The organism is Mesorhizobium sp. P3_A2, from assembly GCF_056403115.1.
On sequence record NZ_JBFUGC010000001.1, the window covers coordinates 882258 to 899860 of the forward strand.

The following is a 17603-nucleotide window of genomic DNA, read 5'->3' on the forward strand; positions in this document are numbered from 1 at the left end:
TTACAGGAAAGGCAACACTACGAGGTTGGCAGAAACCGGCCCCTGATCGCGCATCACCTGCACTGTTTCGCCTGCAGGCACGCCTGCGTCGATCAGCGCATAGCCGATGTTGGCTTTCAGACGCGGCGACCAGACGCAATTGGTCATCATGCCGATGCGCTGGCCATTGCGGATGATGTCTTGGCGGCGGAAGCCCAGGGGAGCAGGGGCATCGCCCTTAAGCACAATACCGAGCTGATGGCGTTTCACACCCTCCGCCTTGATCCGGCGCAGCGCCTGGATGCCCACGACGTCATCGCCGACATCAAGATCAACGTACTTGCCCAGACGCACCTCGAACGGATTGGTCGCCTCGTCGGTATCACCACCGACCGACACAAGCCCGCTTTCGGTGCGTTCCGCCGTGGCAGGAGCGCCTGGGCCGATGCCCCAGGGCTGGCCCGCCTCCTTGAAGATATTCCAAAGCTGAGTGCCCCGAGTCCCGTCTTTCAGATAGATCTCGAACCCACCTTGCTTGGACCAGCCAGACCGCTGAACGGCCACCGGAATGCCTTCAATTTCGGTTTCCTTGAACCAGAAATACTTCAGCTGTCGAACCCAATCGCCCAATACATGGGCCACGACATCCTCGGCTTTCGGCCCTTGCAGCGCCATCGGGGAGACGTCAGGCTCGCTGACCTCGACGGTCAGGCCACGTTCGGCAGCAATGGCGCTGGCCCAAAACCAGATGTCGCTATCGGCAATCGATAGCCAATAAAGGTCATCCGCCAGCTTCAGCAGAATCGGATCATTGATGATCGTGCCTCTATGGTTGCATAGCGGCACATATTTGCCCTGACCGACTTTGCAGTTGGACAGATCGCGCGGTGACAGGATCTGCGCCAGGCGGCCCGCATCCGGCCCTTTCAGTTGCACCTGGCGTTCCACGCCGACATCCCATTGAGAGACGCCGTTGATCAGTCGCCAGTATTCAGCCTCGGGATCACCATAAGACGTGGGCATGATCATCCGGTTATAGATGCTGGCCGCGGTCATACCTTCGGCGACGGCCGAGGCGTAAAACGGTGACGGCCGCAATCGCGCCGTTGGGAAAACTGAAAACATCGGCCCCTCCCCCTATGGTCGACAACCAATGATCCGGCTGGCGGGGTTTCGTCAAAGGACGTATTAGGGGGGCATGCCTATACAAAAAGTTATGGCTGTGTTTTGGAGCGCGCTATGAACCGTTACCTCCCGCCTCTGACATGGCTACGCGCATTCGAGGCTTCGGCCCGTACGCTCAGTTTCACCCATGCCGCCTCCGAATTGCACATCACGCAAGCCGCGGTGTCCAAACATGTGAAGTCGTTGGAGCACCATCTGCACCATGTGCTGTTCATCCGCCGCCCGCGCGGCCTGGAGCTCACCAAATCTGGCGCCGCCTATCTGCCCAAGGTGCAGGATGCGATGGAACGGCTGGCTATCGGTACGCGTGAGGTGTTTGGCCAGCGCCGGACCAGCTCGCTGACTGTGCGATGCGCCATTTCCTTCGCCGTCAATTGGCTGGCTCAGCGCTTGCCCGAATATCTCGAACGTTATCCGGGCAAGAACATCCGCTTGCTGTCGAGCGTCTGGAATGACGCCTTTGACGCGCAGGACTTCGATCTCGACATCCAATACGGCACCGGACACTGGCCTGGGTTCAACAGCCATCGCCTAACTTGGGAAACCATCACGCCCCTTTGCGCACCCGACTTGCCTAGCCGCAATCCTCTGAACAGTCCGCAGGACCTGCGTCATCATCGCCTGTTGCACGTGCTGGGCTATCATGAAGGCTGGGGCATCTGGCTAAAGGCGGCTGGAGCCCAGCAAGTCGATGCCGGTTCAGGGTTGCATCTCGACTCGTCCTTGACGGCGTTTGAGTTGGCGGCGGACTGTGCAGGCGTAGCACTGGGCCGCAGTTCCCTTGCCGGACATGCCCTGGCCTCCGGCCGATTGATAGCGCCGTTTCCTCTCGCGGTGCCTATCGATGAAGCGTTTCATCTGATCCAACCAGCAGGCAGCAGCCGCCATCCAGATGCCCCGTTGTTTGTCGAATGGCTGCTGTCCGCCGTACAGAAGTCGGAAAACGCCAACAAGCACGCAAGCTGAACGTCCATGAGGCAGCGCTCGCGGCGATGACCATCAGCTTCAGCAGCCGCATCAGGTGGTGGCCCCCGCCAACGGCGAGGGCCATCCGACGCGATGGACTCCGAAACGATACAAAATGCCCAATAAGTGGGCACTGACCCGAAACGGGAAGGATAGAGGTCAACGATCCGATGATAATACCATCTCAGGTCAGCCTGCCCAACGCAGTCGGCAGCTGACTAGCGGTTATTCATCGGAGCACAAGCTTGAGCGATTTGGAACTCTGCTATTTATCCGCCACTGAAGCGCTCGCGGAAAAGCTTGTCACCCGTCGAGCTTCTTAACGCGCAGTTGGAGCGCATCGCGGCAGTCGGCTCCGACATCAACGCATTTTCATTTCTGTATGCCGACGATGCGATCGCCGCGGCAAAAGAGGCTGAACGCCGATACAGCAGCGGTACGAACGTGCGGCCACTTGAGGGCATTCCCGTGGCCATCAAGGATGAGAGCTTGATTGCAGGCAAGATCACGACATTCGGTTCGCTGATCTTTCAAAATGAGGTCGCCTCGGTGACATCGCCGGTGAACGAGCATCTGATCGATGCCGGGGCGGTCGTCATGGGCCGAACCACAACGCCTGAATTTTCTTGCGCCGGCTTCACCCATTCGCGCCTGTGGGATCGAGATCCACATCTCCAATGTGCACAAGCGCGAAAGCTTTCGACACCATTCGTTCGTTTCGCACCGCGCGGACGGCGTGATTTGCGGCCTTGGAACGGAAGGATACCAGCTTGCCATCCGGCGCGCGGCGACAATGATCAAGGCGGCGGACAAGGGCTGAGGTGACCATGACCCAACGGGCTTCCCTGAGAACAGCGGTTAGGATACGGAATGGCCGACATTTTGGCGCCAGCGCCGACCGTGGGCCCAGCGTGGGCCAACCGTGGGCCTTCGCGTAATTTACGCAATGAAATCAATGGTTATGGTGGGCCCGGAGGGTCAACGTTTTCTACGGGAAATCAATACGTTAGTGGATGGTTCGCCAACCCGTTTCCTTCGTATTCTCTCGTATGGTCTGGCGAACCTAAGGACCAGGAGGAGGACTAGTTTCCATGCACGCGGTGTCACTTTCATCCCACAAGAAGGGGTCGATGAACCCGTGACGAGCGCGGCTGGTTTGGGGCCGCGAGCAGACAGTCCGCTTACGGATGCTTCAGACCGAAGCCCCTCTCTCCCTTGCGAACTTAATGTGCACAAATCTGGGTGGAGCGTCAGCGAATGCGGCTTCCTTCTCCATCGAACACCCGCGCGCGGGTCGGCTGAAAGCGCAGCGTGATTGTCTCGCCGAAACCCGGCTGGTCCTCGCGCCGTTCGGCAACCACGCTCTCGCCGCTCGCTAGGGCGCCGTGCACGTAGGAGGTCGATCCCAAGCGTTCGGTGACGTCGACTGATAGCGAGAGTGTCACGCCATCTTTCTCGTCGAGATGTTCGGGCCTGATGCCGAGTGTGACGGCGCGGCCGTTTTCCAGCCTCGTTGCCAGATGCGTTATGTCCACCCTCGCCTCGCCAGCGAGCAGTGCCTTGCCGTCATCCGCCACCGTCGCCTTGAGGAAATTCATGCGTGGCGTGCCGATGAAGCCGGCGACGAAGGCATTGTCTGGATCGTCGTAGAGCGACAGCGGCGTGCCGGTCTGCTCGATCTTGCCTGCCTTCAGCACAACGATCTTGTCGGCCAGCGTTAACGCTTCGGTCTGATCATGCGTGACATAGACCATGGTGCGGCGGATCGACTGGTGCAGGCGCTTGATCTCGGCGCGGAGCTCGGTGCGCAAGGCGGCGTCGAGGTTTGAGAGCGGCTCGTCGAACAGGAACAGGCGTGGATCGCGCACCAGCGCCCGGCCGATGGCGACGCGCTGGCGCTGACCGCCAGAAAGCTCGCGCGGCAGCCGTGACATGAGCGGCTCGATCTGCAGCAGCCGCGCTACACCCGCGACCTTCTCGTCCGAAGTTCTGCGGTCGAGGCCGCGCATCTTCAGCGGAAAGGCGATGTTCTGCGCCACCGTCATGGTGGGATAGAGTGCGTAGGACTGGAACACCATGGCGACATCACGGTCTCGCGCGGGAAGGTTGGTGACGTTGCGGTCGCCGATGACGATGGTGCCGGAATCGATGGGGTTGAGCCCGGCGACCGCATGCAGCAGCGTCGACTTCCCGCAGCCGGACGGGCCGAGCAGCACGACGAACGAGCCCTCCTCCACCTCGACCGAGACGTCGTCCAGAACCTGAACCGCGCCGTAGGATTTCGATACCGACCTGATCGAGAGTTGCGCCATCGAAACTTCCTATCCCTTCACGCTGCCAAGCGTCATGCCGCGTACGATCTGCCCCTGCACCAGGACGCCGAGCACGATCATCGGCAGCATGATAAGGGTGGCGGCCGCGGTCAGCGCGCCCCACTGGATGCCCTGGAATGTCAGGAACGAGGTTATCGAAACCGGCAGCGTCTGCGTGTCGCGGCCGGTGAGCACCAGAGCGACGAAGAACTCGTTCCAGGTGAACAGCACGCACAGGATCAGCGTGGCGACGATGCCGCCCCGCGCCGCCGGCAGATAGACGTGCCAGAAGACCCTGAACTCGCGCGCGCCGTCGACGCGGGCGGCATCGCGCAATTCCTTCGGAATGTCGTCGAAGAAGGTGATCAGCAGCGAGATGGCGAAGGGCACGTTGACGAAGGCATAGGCCGCGATCAGCAACCAGTGTTTGTTCAGCGCGCCGATGCGGGTCGCCAGATAGTACATCGGGATGACGAAAAGCAGCGCCGGCGCAATGCGCAGGCTGAGGATGAATTTTTCCTTTGAGCGGCGCAGCTCGGCCGGCTGCTGCGCCAGCCCGTAGGCGGCGATCGAGCCGATGGCCACGGCAAGCGCGCTTGAGAGGATCGAGATGATGAAGGAGTTGGCGAAAGCGCTGAGGAAACCGCGATTGGCGAACACTGTGCGGTAGTTGTCGAGCGTCGGGCTGAACAGCCAGACGGGCGGGATGGCGAAAGCATCGCGCGTCGTCTTGAAGGAGGTGACGACCACCCAATAGAGCGGGAACAGCACCGCCAGCAAAAGCAGGACAAGCCCGACATAGAACAGCGCACGCCTTACCATCAGCGGTCCCCCGTCTTGGGGAACAGCACGCTGTACATGGTCAAGAGCGCGACGTTGGTGAAGATGGTCAGGATGATGGCGATGGCGAGCGAATAGGAAATGTCGAAATTGGTGAAGGCGACAATGTAGCCGTAATAGTTCAGCGTCTCGGTCGACAGCGCCGGGCCGCCGCGGGTCATGATGTAGAAAAGGTCGAAGGCCTTGATGCTGTCGATCGCCCGGATCAGCGCGACAATGGCGAGCGCCCGGCGCAGCATCGGCAGCAGCACATACCAGGTGACCTGCCATTCGCGGGCGCCGTCGACGCGGGCGGCGTTGAGCGGATCGGTCGGTGCCGATTCAAGCGCCGCCATCACCAGAAGGATGACGAAAGGCGTCCATTGCCAGATGTCGGCGATCAGCACCGCAAACAGCGCGATCCGCGGGCTGCCCAGCCAGTCGACCTGGGCGATGCCGACCAGCGACAAAAGGTAGTTCGCCATGCCGGTGGCGGGGTCGAAGAGGAAGCGCCAGGTGAGGCCGACCACCACCGGCGTCATGATGATGGGAACCAGAAGCAGCGTCCGCACCAGCCGCTTCATGGCGAAATCCCGGTCGAGGAAAAGCACCACCGCAAGCCCGAGGGCGATCTCGATCACCGTGGCCAGCGTCGTGAACAGCACGGTACGCCAGAGTGCGGCCATCGCCCGCGGATCGCCGAGGAAGCGGAGATAGTTGTCCAGCCCGATGAATTTTTCCCGCCCCGCCCGCATCAGCGAGAGGTCGTGCAGCGATATCCAGATCACGAACAGCGTCAGCGCCACCGAAGCCACGGTGAGGCAGACGATAACCGGCTGGAAGAAATGCCTGGTCGGATCCGACGCTGTGGCCACGGTGCTCAATCCATCAACCTCGCCATTGATCTCGCCCTGCCGCGCACAGGGAGCGCACGCGGCAGGGCACGCCTCTTCGCCTTAGCGGGCGAGTGCGGCGTTGTTGGCGTCGTCGGCTTCCTTCAGGGCGTCGGCGGCGCTTGCGGTTCCGGCGAGCGCCTTGGAGACGGCGATGCCGGTGTTGTTGATGATCTCGTTCGCCTGTTCCACTGTCGGCAGATATTGTGGATTGCCGGCGTTGATGGCGGCGATCATGCCTTCCTTGAAGGCGCCGTAGCGCTTGCCGAAACTGTCGCTGTTGAGCGCCGAGAGCGAGGTCACGCCGGAGTTCGGATCGGTTTCGATCGACTTCAGTTGCTGCTCTTTGGCGGTCGCCCAGGCGGCGAAGAGTGCTGCCGCCTCCTGGTTCTTGGATTCGGCCGAGACATACATCGAATGCACCGCCAGCGAGGACGAGCCACCCTTCGGCGAGGCCGACTTCATCGGCACCGGCACGTAGCCGACCTTGCCGACCACCGTCGAGACCGCAGGATCCTCATTGTAGGCGCCGTTGACGGTGGCATCGAGCGTGATCGCCGCCTTGCCTTGCTGGAACAGCAGTCGATTCTCTTCCCAGCCGAAATTGGCGACGCCGACCGGGCCATAGTCCTTCAGCACTTTCGTGAAGGCGTCGAGCGCGGCGATGCCTTCCGGTGTCGCCAGCGCCGACTTGCCGTCTGCGCCAAGGAAAGAGCCGCCGAAGCCCCACAGATAGGCCGCCCAGACATAGACGCCCTGGATGCCCTGCTGGCCTCGCATGGTGATGCCGGCAATCTCCTTGTTGGTCTTCTCCGAGATGGTCTTTGCGGCGTTCTCGATGTCCTCGAAGGTCTTGGGCGCCGCCAGCCCGTACTTTTCGAACAGGTCCTTGCGGTACATGACGAAGGTGCTCTCGCCATAGACCGGCAGGCCGTAGACCTTGCCGTCGAGCACGTTGGTGTCGAAGTAGCCGGGCACGAAATCGGCCTTGTCAAAATTATCCTTGTGCTTGGCCAGGAAATCGTCCAGCGGCACGATGTAGCCGGACTTCACGAAACCCGGCAGGTAGATGATGTTGTTCTGGACGACGTCGTAGCGGCCGGACTTGGAGGAGAACTCCAAAAGCTCCTTCGCCGTGATATCGGCCTCGGGAACGACTTCGATCGCCACATCGATGCCGGTCTTGTCCTTGAATTCCGGCAGCATCTTCTGGATAGCGTCGGTGGTCGGATGGCCCTCGAGCAGCACCGAGATCTGCACGCCGTTGAAGGGCTTATCATCGGCCGAGGCCGGGGCTGCAAGCGCGAGCGCGGCGGCGGCCGCGCCAAGCATCAGTAGATTGCGTCTGCTAGGCATGTTTTCGTCTCCCATTGTTGGGCCGCTTGGCCTCGTTCAGTTTCGCGTCGTCGGTTTGCCTGAGTTCAACCGAGGCGCACGATTTCGCCGCTCTCGGCCGATTGCATCATCGCAAGGGTGAGTTCGAGCGAACGAAGGGCTTCCTGCCCGGTGGCGATCGGCATCGCCGCGCCGTCCAGCCAGTCGATCAGGCCGCCGAGCTGGCGCGCGAGGTCGCCGTCGATGCGGCCGTTGAGCAAAGGCCAGTGCTGGGTGTCGATCTCTCGAGACCCCTCGTTGCTAGCGAAGTAGAGCCCGCTGTCGCCGCACTGAACCTCGAAGGATCCATCGGTGCCGATGACCTCCATGCGCGCGTCGATCATGTGGCGTGCGCCGGAGGGCAACGACCAGGCGCTTTCGAAATTGACCACCGTGCCGCCGGAAAAGCGCACGATGGCGGCGATGCTGTCCTGTGTGCCGGAGCTGCCAAGCAGCCGGTCGGTCTGTTGGGCATAGATCGAGACCGGATGCTGGCCTTCGAGCATCCACAACACCATGTCGGCGTCATGCACGGTGACATGAAGTGCCAGCGGCAGCTTGCCGCCATAGCGCTTCGGGCCTTCGGTGCGGGCGCTGTTGCGCCGGGCATAGATGTGGATCGGCTCGCCGATCCGGCCCGAAATCATCAGTTCCTTGGCGGCGGCGTAGCGCGGGTCGAAGCGCAGCAGATAACCGACGCCGAGCTTGACATTGGCCGCCTCGCAGACGGCGATGATGGCCTTGGCGTCCTCGACTTTGGAGGAAATGGGCTTCTCGACAAAGATGCTGATGCCGGCTTCCGCCACCGCAACGGCGGGCGCCAGATGCAGGTTGTCGGGCGTGCAGATCGAGACGAGATCGAGATCGCGCTCCGTGCTGAGTAACGCCTGATGGCTGTCATAGATCTTGCAGCCGGGTGCCTTCGCCGCGACGGCCTCGGCAAGCACGCGGTTGGGGTCGACGATGGCCGCGAGTTCGGAGCCCACCATGTTGGCGAAGATGCCGGCATGCATGGAACCCATGAAGCCTGCACCGATGACGGCGACGCGGCGGCGCTTGATCATTTGGGGTTCCTTTTCAATTGCGGGTGGGCGCTCCAGGCGGCGACTTCGTCGGCGAAACGGCGGGTGACGGCATCGGGCCGGGTGATGGCACCGCCGACAACGATGAAGCGGGCTCCAAGTTCGAAGCAGCGGACGGCTTCCTGCGGGCTCCAGATGCGGCCTTCGGCGACGAAGGGCAGGCCGGCGCGGGCGAATTCCTCCATCAGGTCGAAGGCGGGGCCGCGCTGCTCGCTGGAGTAATCCGTGTAGCCGGCCATAGTGGTGCTGACGAGGTCGGCGCCGGCATCGAGCGCTCGCCGGCCTTCGTCCAGCGTGGCGACATCGCCCATCGAGAGCCGCCCCCTTGCCGCGATGGCGGCGAACATATCCTTCAAACTGGCCGGACGCGGCCGGCTGGTGGCGTCGATGGCGACGATGTCGGCGCCGGCCTCGACAACCGCAGCGACATCGTCGAGCGAGGGCGTGATGTAGACCTCGGTGTCGTCGCGCTTGGCCTTGATCAGGCCGATGACCGGAACTTTCACCATCCTGCGGACAGCGGCGATGTTCGCCGCGCCTTCGATACGGATGCCAGATGCGCCGCCCAGCACGACGGAGCATGCCATGGCCGCGATGTGGCCGGGAGCGTCGAGCGGCATGCCGGCCTCGGCCTGGCAGGACACGACCATCGTTCCATCGAGTGTGGCGAACAAATCGCCCTGCTTGGCCTGCACCGGGGCATCTCCTGGTAGAGCATTACCCCGTTAATCAAACGTCGATGAAAGTTTTTGTCAAGAAAATATTTTGGATGAAAATTTCCATCATCTTCTCAATCGGGCGAGCATGGCAGCGCCCAGCAGCCCAGCATCGGCGCCGGCTTGCGCGGCGACGATGGGGCGCTGGAAGATGCGCGGCAGGTCGAGCGAACGCACCCGCAGCGCTTCGATGAAGCCAGGCGCGAGGCCAACGCCGCCGCCAATGGCGAAGCAGTCGACATCGACCGACGCCGTCAGGTCGGCGAAGCCGTTGACCAGCGCATCGACCGCGCTGGCAATGATCTTGGTGGCAACGCTGTTGCCTCCTGTCGCCGCCGAGAACACATCGGGCGCCGCGACTTTGCGGCCGAGGCGTTCGCTGCCGAGCCGTGCGAGCGCGGTACCGGAAGCGACGGTCTCCAGGCAGCCGTGCCGGCCGCAGCCGCAGAGAATGCCGCCAGGCCCGGAGCGCGTATGCCCGACATGGCCGGCGAGGCCGGTGGCGCCGCTCTCCAGCCTGCCATCCACGACAAGTCCGCAGCCAATGCCGGTCGAGACGGTGAAGAAGGCGAAGTTGCGAACCCCCTTACCGGCGCCAAGCGTGAATTCGGCCCAGGCGGCCGCCTGCGCATCGTTGACGACGAGCGGCGGCGTGCCGAAGGCGCGTTCGATCGCCGAAGCCAGCGGGTAGCCGTCCTCGATCGGCAGGGTCTGAGGGTTGAGCGCGGTCAGTGCGCCGTCTCGCACAATGCCGGTGGTGGCTACGGCGACCGCACCGAAGCCCCCGTCCGGCGCCAGCTCGGCGATGGCTGCGATGAGATCGTCGCCCCTGCCGGTGCGCGGCGTCGGCGCCTGGCGCCGGTTGGCAACACTGCCGCCGCTCACCTCAGCGATGGCGATCTTGGAGCCGCCAATGTCGATGGCGAGCACCGGCAGGTTAGAAGCTGCGGTCACTCACGACCTCCGCCGTACGGCTGAGCTCGACCAACCGCTTCGGATCCTGCCTGGTCATCTCGGCCACCAGTGCATCGACGATCAGCAACTGGCTGATCTTCGAAGGAAAGGCGCCGCCCGTAAGCGGCGTCTCCGGCCAGGAGGCGATCAGCGCCAGGTCGCAGGCGGCGATCAGCGGGCTCTTCGAACGATTGGAGATGCCGATGACGAAGGCACCCTTGGAACGCGCGAGCTCGGCGATGCGCACGGCATCGATGGTCGAGCCCGAGCTCGAGATCACCACTTGCACCGTGCCGGGCTGGGCGGTTCCCGCCGCCATCACCGCCAGATGCGCGTCGCCCATCGCACGGCTGAACTTGCCGATGCGGGTCATTTTGTAGGCGAGGTACTGCGCCGTCACGGCAGAAGCGGCGATGCCGAAGCACTCAACCGCGGTCGCGCCCAGCAGCTTCCGCGAGGCGGTGGCGATGTCTTCTCGCACGATCAACTGCTCGGTCTCGCGCAACGAGATAATAGCGGTTTCCACCAGTCGCTGGATATCGTCGGTCGGCGAGCCGATGTCCCTGGCACGCTCGTCAGTCGCCAGTTCCTTGGCCAGGGCGAGCTTGAAATCCTGGAAACCTGTAAAACCCTGGTCGCGGCAGAAGCGCATGACGCTCGCCTCCGACGATCCAGACACCTCGGCTAGTTCGGTGATGCTTTGGCGCAATGTTGCGTCGGGCTGCGCCAGCACCATCTCGGCGACGCGCGCCAGCGCCGGCGTCATGTCGCCCGCCGCTGCTCTCAGCGAAGCTATCAGCGCGTGTGTCATGAAGGTTCCTGCGTGCGTTGGTTCAAAAATGCTCCGCCACCCAGGGCGGCGGTCCGGCGAAGAGCTGGTCACAGCGGCGTATGTCAGCCGAGTCGCCAGCGAGGAGCCCATACTGCGCTAGTTTCGAGGCGCTGCGAAAGCCCGTGAACAGCTGCACGAAAGCCGGCGCCTGCATCGACACCGCCGGACCGGTTCCCCCGTCGCTTACCTGGACCCCACCGCCGACGATCTCAACCTGAAACGCGGCATCGCCAATGCGGAGCGCCAGCCTTGCCTGGTCGACATGGTAGCCACGCTGACGCAAGGCGGCGACGGGGTCGAGAACCCGCAACAGCCACTCCTCCTGATAGGCAAGCCGCCAGCCCTTGTCCGGCATCGCCGTCACCAGATCGTCCTGCGGGGCGCCGTGCCAGCGCACCGTTCGATAGACCGAGCGGAACCGGGCGAGGAAAGAGAGCAGGCCAAGCGCCGCTTCTGGCGAGGCCGCGTGCCAGTCCCTCACATCGAGGCAGGCTTTGTTGCCCATGTCGAGGATCATGTACGCACCCATGGCCAGATAGGCGGCGAGCGCGTCGGTCGGGGTGCGTCGCAACTCGTTCCAGTGCGCGGTCGCGCGCGTGAGGAGGCCGGATTCCCGAAGCGTCTTTTCGGTGTAGGCGGTGACAAGGCGCGGATCGTCGAGTTCGACGCGCTCGAAGGCGAGACGACTCGAGGAGGGCAGCGCTGCCGTCTCGGCCTCGTAGACGATTTCGTGGCCGGCGAGTTCGAAGCCGGCCCTGCGGTAGACCGGCCGCGTCGAGGCAAAGAGCGAAGCTATGCCTGCGCCGTTCGCCTTTGCTTCCTCGCAGAGTGCATCGACGAACGGCACGGCGAGCCCCTGCCCTCGACGCTCCGGCGCAATCGCAACATGGGCGATGTTGGCCGCCCGCACCGGCCTGCCATGGAAGACATGAGCCGTCTCGAGCAGCGCCGCGCACACCACCGGACGGCCGTCCTCGCCGCGCAAGAGCCGCAGCGTCTCGATCCCAATGTTGATGATGTATGCGTGCGAACGCGCCTTGCTGAAAGCGAAAGCCCAGCTCAACAAGCTCGCGATATCCGTGACATCTTCATTAGTCGCCGCCTCAATTGTGAAGTTTTTTTTCATACTATCCCTACTCATGACGCTTTTCATCATAGCGGGAAAATGAGGACGCGCAATGGGGCTGCTCAACCCCGACAAATTCGTCTCGGCATCGCTTTAGCGATGGATTGCAAGGCGTTGTAAGTTTCAGCTGGTCGATTTTGGCTTGGCCGCGTCTGCTTTTTGGGGCGCATCATGATTGAACGCCGCGACCGGATGAGGCGCAAAGCTGCCGTTCGGTAGAAGATAAATGCGATCAGCAAGTAGCTGGACCAGCTTCTTGAATCAACTTGGGCGAACCGCTTCGTAACCCATTGACAAATAACGATCATGCTAGTCGCTGAGGTCACCGTTTTCTACAGAAAATCAATACGTTAGCGGATGGTTCGCTAAGCCGTTTCCTTCGTATTCTCTCGTATGGTCTGGCGAACCATCGGACCAACAAGACGACTAGTTTCCATACGAGCGGCGAAACGCATGTTGAACCATAGCGCTATGAGGGCGGCCGCATTGGGGCCGGAAGCAGACGGTCCGCTTCCGGAAAGGACTGGCCCGAGAGGCGCATTCCGCCAGCGACGCAATATTAGCCGTAGTAAGTTACTCTCGGTTGTCCGAGCCAGGACGCTTCGCGCCAAAGGCGGCGTTGTACACTCGGCGACAACAGCAGACCTTACGGCAGACTGAAATCGGCATAGGGCTTAAGCGGGACGATTTCGAAATCGAGCATCCCTGCCCTCGCCAGCGGCAGCGTCGCCAGCGTCTCGTGAACTTCACCCTCATCCTTTGCCTCAACCACCTGGCAAGCGCCGGGCATGTCGCCGCGATGCCAGATCTGGCGCGTGAAGCCGATGCTATAGAGATGGCGAGCTTGTGCACCCTCGCTCGGTAATAGGCGTTCGAAATCAGCGTCGCTGAACTGGTCCGTTCGACGGCGAGACAAAACAAGAAATTGCATCGGCGTGGGTCTCCGAAGACTTACGCTACTGCTGCGATCACGTGGCGGGCATGTGCAGACCGGACCCCCTTGACCAGATCGGCGCCCTTTTCGCCGATCATCATCGTTGGCCCATTGGTGTTGCCACTGATCAGGACTGGCATGATCGAAGAGTCGATCACCCGCAAACCGTCGAGTCCGCGCACACGCAGTTCGGGATCGACGACTGCGGTCTCGTCGACACCCATCTTGCAGGTGCCAACAGGGTGATAGTCGCAGCAGGCATATTGCCTGATGTAGGCCATCAGTTCCTCGTCGGTTTTCGCAGCCGGCCCAGGCAGCCGTTCGACCTTGACGAACTTGGCGATTTCACTTTGCGCCAGCACGTCCCGGATGATCCGTACTGATTTCAGTGCCATGCCGCGATCGTAGGGATCGGATAGGTAGTTGGGGTCGACCAGCGGCTCGTCGGCGGGGTTCGACGAGCGCAGCTTCACCGAGCCGATGCTACGCGGTCGAAGGAATGTCGAGTTGATGGTGAAACCATGCCCATCCAGTCGCGTCTGGCCGCCGCGCACCACCAATGCTGGCGCGATGTGCATCTGAAGGTCGGGCCGCTTCGCTCCCTCGCTCTGGAAGAAGCCTCCGCCCTCGACGATGACCGAGGCGGCAGGGCCGTTGCGATAGAGCAGCCAGCGAATGCCGTGCAGGAGCGCCTTAGGATAGCGATCCTGGCCGTCATAGCTGATCGGGTCCTTGAGCGTCAGATGGACGTTGGTGCAGAGATGATCCTGGAGGTTCCGGCCGACACCGCTGAGATCGGCGATCGGAGCGATCCCGAGAGCTTTCAACGCGTCGGCCGGGCCGATACCGGACAGCATCAGCAGGCGCGGCGAGTTGATGGCTCCTGCCGATACGATCACCTCGCTTCCGGCCCGCAGCACTTTCCGCGATTTCCCCTCGGAAAGTTCGACGCCGACGGCGCGGCCGTTCTCGACAACGATTCTTGTGACCCGGGCATGGGTCCTGACTGTCAAGTTGGGCCGCCTACTGACGGGATGCAGATAGGAGACGGCTGACGAGCGGCGGCGGCCATCGCGACAGGTGACCTGGTAGAAGCCGGCGCCATACATGGTGTCGCCGTTGAAGTCGGGATTGAACGGCAGGCCATATTGTTGCACGGCGCGGACAAAGGCCCGGGTCAATGGGTGCGGGCCGACCTGATCCGAAACTGCGAGTGGACCGCCCTGCCCGTGATAGCGATTGGCGAGCCGATCATTGTCCTCGGATTTACGGAAATAGGGCAAGACATCCTCATAAGCCCAACCGTCGTTTCCGAGTGCTGCCCAATTGTCGTAGTCCTCCTTTTGGCATCGGATGTAGATCATCGCGTTGATCGAGCTTGAGCCGCCAAGCGTCTTGCCTTGCGGATACCAGATGGAGCGGTTGTCGAGGTTCTTCTGCGGCACCGTGTGGAACCGCCAGTTAACGCCCGGCCCGAACAGCTTGCCGATGCCGCCAGGAATGTGGATCATCGGATTCCAATCCCTGCTGCCAGCCTCCAGCAGCAGGACCTTGACGTCAGGATCCTCGGACAGGCGGTTTGCTAGCACGCAACCGGCCGAGCCCGCGCCGACAATGATGTAATCCCACATATTCTGCCTCCACTCGCGCCCTAAGGCGCCTTCTCCGTCGGCGCAACGAAACCCGGGCGGACCTTGCTCCCTCAGTCCTATTTGCCCCTGAAGGCTGGCGCCCGTTTCTCGGCAAAGGCTCGCAGCCCTTCAATCCGGTCCTCCTTGCCGAATGCCTCGACGGTCAGCCGGTGCTCGATCTCGAGCCCGCTTTGCAGTTCTGTTTCGAATGCCGCCTGAACGGCCTTCTTGGCATACGGCGTGATGGCAACCGACTTGGCGGCGATCGCAGCAGCGATCTCCAGCACCCGTGGCAAGAGTCTCTCGGCCTGCACGACTTCGCTGACCAATCCTTTGCGCTCGGCGAGGGTCGCATCGACCATGTCGCCGGTCAGGACCATCTGCATGGCAAAGGATTTGCCGACGAGGCGTGGCAGACGCTGCGTGCCGCCATCGCCGGGAAACGAGCCGATCTTGATTTCAGGAGTCGCGAATTGAGCTGCCTGCGAGGCAATGATGATGTCGCACAGCAGCGCAAGCTCCAGCCCGCCGCCCAGCGCATAGCCATTCACGGCGGCGATAATCGGCTTGGAGAAGCCCTCAATGGCGCGCCAGCATGCCAGCCGCTCCGGATCGGTATAGGAGGCGACGCCGCGTTCCAGCATGTCAGAGATGTCGGCGCCCGCCGCAAAGGCGCGACCGGCACCCGTCAGCACCACGCACCCAACCTCCGTGTCGGCGTCATAGCCAGCAAGCAGTTGGCTCAATTCGGCTAGCAGCGCTTTGGACAACGCGTTCAGCTTGTCCGGCCGGTTGAGCGTCAGCAGTCGGATGCCGGGCGCCGGTTCCACTGCCTGAACGAGGCGATCCATCATCGATTAGGCGACCTTCCTGTAAAGCGTCTCCGCGCTCAATCCGGCAGCAGCCAGCAGTCCCCGGATCTTCTCGATCTCGGCGGGGTTTGGCTTCATCAATGGCGGCCGGACATGAGCTTCGTCCAGTCGCCCGAGCAGCACCAGCGCCTGTTTCATGCGATTGTGCATATCGAGAAGCGGCGCGTCATAAAAGGCCCGCACCGTCGGATAGATGCGGTCATTGATCGCCTTGGCAGTCTTGAGATCGTTTGCCTGCACGGCACGGTACAGCGCGACCTGAAGGCTGGCGATGACGCTGCCGGCGCCCGACAGGAGCCCGTCGCAGCCAAGCGCCAGCGAGCCGAGCAACCAGGCGCTGTGGGTGGTGAGGGTGTTGACCGGACGGTCGAGAGCTTTCAATTCGCGGATCTGGCGTTCATGCAAATTGCCATCGCCGCACTGGTCCTTGATCGCGACGATCGAGGGAAAACGACGGCAGAGGTCGAGCAATGTCTGGAGCGGGTAGGCAAGGTTTGATGCCAGCGGATACTGGAACAGGATGATGGGAAGGTTGGACGCATCGGTGATGCGCTTCAGATGCTCGACGATCATTTCTGGCCGCAGGTGCCCACCCAGCGTCATGAAGTCCGGCGGGAAAACCAGCAGCGCGTCCGCCCCCTCTTGCTCAGCATAAGCGGCGATGCGCGCGGCCTCGAGGCTGGAGTTTGTGTAGACACCGACAATGGTCGGAACCTGATCCTGCAACACATCCTTGGTTACCACGATCGCGCGGTATTGCTCGTCGATGGTGAGCGCGTGCACTTCGGCCGCATGACCATTGATGGTGATGCCGGAAATGCCTTCGACTGAGGAGACGTCAGCGAGGTGCTTGCGGTAGGCGCTCTCATCGACAGCCAGATCGGCGGTGAACGGCATCAGGCAGGCGGGAATGACGCCATGGGCAGAAAACGGTTTCTTGTCGCTCATCATTCAGTTCCTATTTGAAATTTCGGGACGCCGCGCCAGTGCGGCGTCCCGTTGCCCAGGGAGGACCTAGAAGCCCTTGCCGATCATGTCGGCGATGTTATCCGGGGTCACTGAGACCGTTGGCAAGGTGATCGTCTCCGGGACCTCTTCACCCTTGGCCACCTTGTAAGCGGTCTCGATGCCTTCCGGCGCCACGAACGGATAAACGAAGGTTGCGGCGAGCTTGCCCTGTTTGACCGCCTCGAAAGCAGTCTCCTGACCGTCGATACCGACCACCGCCACTTCATTGAGCCGGCCGGCGGCCTCCAACACCTGGATAGCGCCGAGTGCCATTTCGTCATTGTGCGCGTATACCGCCTGGATCTGGCCGGGACCAAACCGCTGCACCATGTCTTCCATGAACTTCACCGCCTTGTCGCGGGTGTAGTCACAGTTCTGCGATGCGACCACCTTCATGTCCGGGTGCATTGCGATCGCTTCCGCAAACCCCTTGTTGCGATCGATGGTGGCCGATGCCCCAGCCGTACCCTGCAACTCGATGATGTTGCCCTTGCCATTCAATTTCTTCGCAAGGAATTCGCCCGCGCCAACGCCGAGCGGCAGGTTCTCACCGCCGACATGAACGGTGACGGGCGTGTTGACCTTGCGGTCGAGAGTCACAACCTTGATCCCGGCATCCATTGCTTCCTTGACGACCGGCGTCAGTGCCTGCTCCGTCAGCGGCGAGATCATCAGCACTTTGATGCCTTGTGCGATCAGGCTTTCGACGTCCGCCACCTGCTTGGAAGCATCGTTGTTGCCGTCGGTGACGATAAGATCGACATCCGGATAATGCTCGGCCGCGTACTTCTTGTTGCCCTCCACCATGGCGACGCGCCAAGGATGGTTCATTGTGCCTTGGCTAAAGCCGATCTTGATCTTGTCCTGAGCCAAGACCGCGCCCGGCATCATGGCGCCCAGTACCAGGGTGGCGGCAAGAG

At 62.1% G+C, this 17603-nt stretch carries 16 protein-coding genes and 2 pseudogenes; 3 read left to right on the plus strand and 15 right to left on the minus strand.

Going from position 1 to position 17603, the window contains the following annotated elements; genetic code table 11:
- Positions 1-1104: a glycine cleavage T C-terminal barrel domain-containing protein gene (locus AC1DXM_RS04160; protein WP_192257065.1), complete on the minus strand. Its 1104-nt coding sequence runs from the start codon at positions 1102-1104 to the stop codon at positions 1-3.
- A gap of 114 nt (positions 1105-1218) precedes the next feature.
- On the opposite strand from AC1DXM_RS04160, the gene AC1DXM_RS04165 reads away from it, so the two are divergent.
- From AC1DXM_RS04165 to AC1DXM_RS04175, 3 genes and pseudogenes are all read left to right on the plus strand, one after another.
- Positions 1219-2130, plus strand: coding sequence for a LysR substrate-binding domain-containing protein (locus AC1DXM_RS04165; protein WP_192257066.1), 912 nt, complete (start codon positions 1219-1221; stop codon positions 2128-2130).
- A gap of 330 nt (positions 2131-2460) precedes the next feature.
- Positions 2461-2718 (plus strand): annotated as a pseudogene (locus AC1DXM_RS04170) (amidase family protein); the annotation flags it as partial.
- A 70-nt stretch (positions 2719-2788) separates the two neighbouring features.
- Positions 2789-2950: pseudogene (locus AC1DXM_RS04175) on the plus strand (type II 3-dehydroquinate dehydratase); the annotation flags it as partial.
- Between the two features lie 430 nt (positions 2951-3380).
- On the opposite strand, the gene AC1DXM_RS04180 reads toward AC1DXM_RS04175, so the two are convergent.
- The 14 genes from AC1DXM_RS04180 to AC1DXM_RS04245 form a co-directional block, all read right to left on the minus strand.
- Positions 3381-4442, minus strand: coding sequence for an ABC transporter ATP-binding protein (locus AC1DXM_RS04180; protein ID WP_065518282.1), 1062 nt, complete (start codon positions 4440-4442; stop codon positions 3381-3383).
- A gap of 9 nt (positions 4443-4451) precedes the next feature.
- Positions 4452-5264, minus strand: coding sequence for a carbohydrate ABC transporter permease (locus tag AC1DXM_RS04185; RefSeq protein WP_477231880.1), 813 nt, complete (start codon positions 5262-5264; stop codon positions 4452-4454).
- On the minus strand, positions 5264-6136 hold the full coding sequence (locus AC1DXM_RS04190; RefSeq protein ID WP_477231881.1) for a carbohydrate ABC transporter permease: 873 nt from the start codon (positions 6134-6136) through the stop codon (positions 5264-5266). Before AC1DXM_RS04190 ends, AC1DXM_RS04185 begins: the two co-directional genes overlap by 1 nt.
- Positions 6137-6217: 81 nt before the next feature.
- Complete coding sequence (locus tag AC1DXM_RS04195; protein WP_477231882.1) at positions 6218-7510, minus strand: ABC transporter substrate-binding protein; 1293 nt, start codon at positions 7508-7510, stop codon at positions 6218-6220.
- 65 nt (positions 7511-7575) lie between these two features.
- Positions 7576-8592 carry a Gfo/Idh/MocA family protein gene (locus tag AC1DXM_RS04200; RefSeq protein ID WP_477231883.1) on the minus strand — a complete coding sequence of 339 codons (1017 nt, stop codon included), beginning with the start codon at positions 8590-8592 and terminating at the stop codon, positions 7576-7578.
- On the minus strand, positions 8589-9305 hold the full coding sequence (locus AC1DXM_RS04205) for an N-acetylmannosamine-6-phosphate 2-epimerase (RefSeq protein ID WP_006205621.1): 717 nt from the start codon (positions 9303-9305) through the stop codon (positions 8589-8591). Before AC1DXM_RS04205 ends, AC1DXM_RS04200 begins: the two co-directional genes overlap by 4 nt.
- Positions 9306-9392: 87 nt before the next feature.
- Complete coding sequence (locus tag AC1DXM_RS04210; protein WP_006205620.1) at positions 9393-10280, minus strand: N-acetylmannosamine kinase; 888 nt, start codon at positions 10278-10280, stop codon at positions 9393-9395.
- Entirely contained in the window at positions 10264-11091 is an 828-nt protein-coding gene (locus AC1DXM_RS04215) for a MurR/RpiR family transcriptional regulator (protein WP_477231884.1), read from the minus strand. Before AC1DXM_RS04215 ends, AC1DXM_RS04210 begins: the two co-directional genes overlap by 17 nt.
- A gap of 22 nt (positions 11092-11113) precedes the next feature.
- Positions 11114-12268: a GNAT family N-acetyltransferase gene (locus tag AC1DXM_RS04220; protein WP_477231885.1), complete on the minus strand. Its 1155-nt coding sequence runs from the start codon at positions 12266-12268 to the stop codon at positions 11114-11116.
- 616 nt (positions 12269-12884) lie between these two features.
- The gene (locus AC1DXM_RS04225; protein WP_477231886.1) at positions 12885-13169 is read right to left on the minus strand and encodes a muconolactone Delta-isomerase family protein; all 285 of its coding nucleotides are present in this window, start codon (positions 13167-13169) and stop codon (positions 12885-12887) included.
- Between the two features lie 20 nt (positions 13170-13189).
- Positions 13190-14803, minus strand: coding sequence for a GMC family oxidoreductase (locus AC1DXM_RS04230; protein WP_477231887.1), 1614 nt, complete (start codon positions 14801-14803; stop codon positions 13190-13192).
- A gap of 77 nt (positions 14804-14880) precedes the next feature.
- Positions 14881-15657, minus strand: coding sequence for an enoyl-CoA hydratase-related protein (locus AC1DXM_RS04235; RefSeq protein WP_477231888.1), 777 nt, complete (start codon positions 15655-15657; stop codon positions 14881-14883).
- Between the two features lie 3 nt (positions 15658-15660).
- Entirely contained in the window at positions 15661-16626 is a 966-nt protein-coding gene (locus tag AC1DXM_RS04240; protein WP_477231889.1) for a dihydrodipicolinate synthase family protein, read from the minus strand.
- Between the two features lie 63 nt (positions 16627-16689).
- Positions 16690-17574 (minus strand): substrate-binding domain-containing protein, encoded by an 885-nt coding sequence (locus AC1DXM_RS04245; protein ID WP_477231890.1) that lies wholly within the window; start codon positions 17572-17574, stop codon positions 16690-16692.
- Positions 17575-17603: the final 29 nt, after the last annotated feature.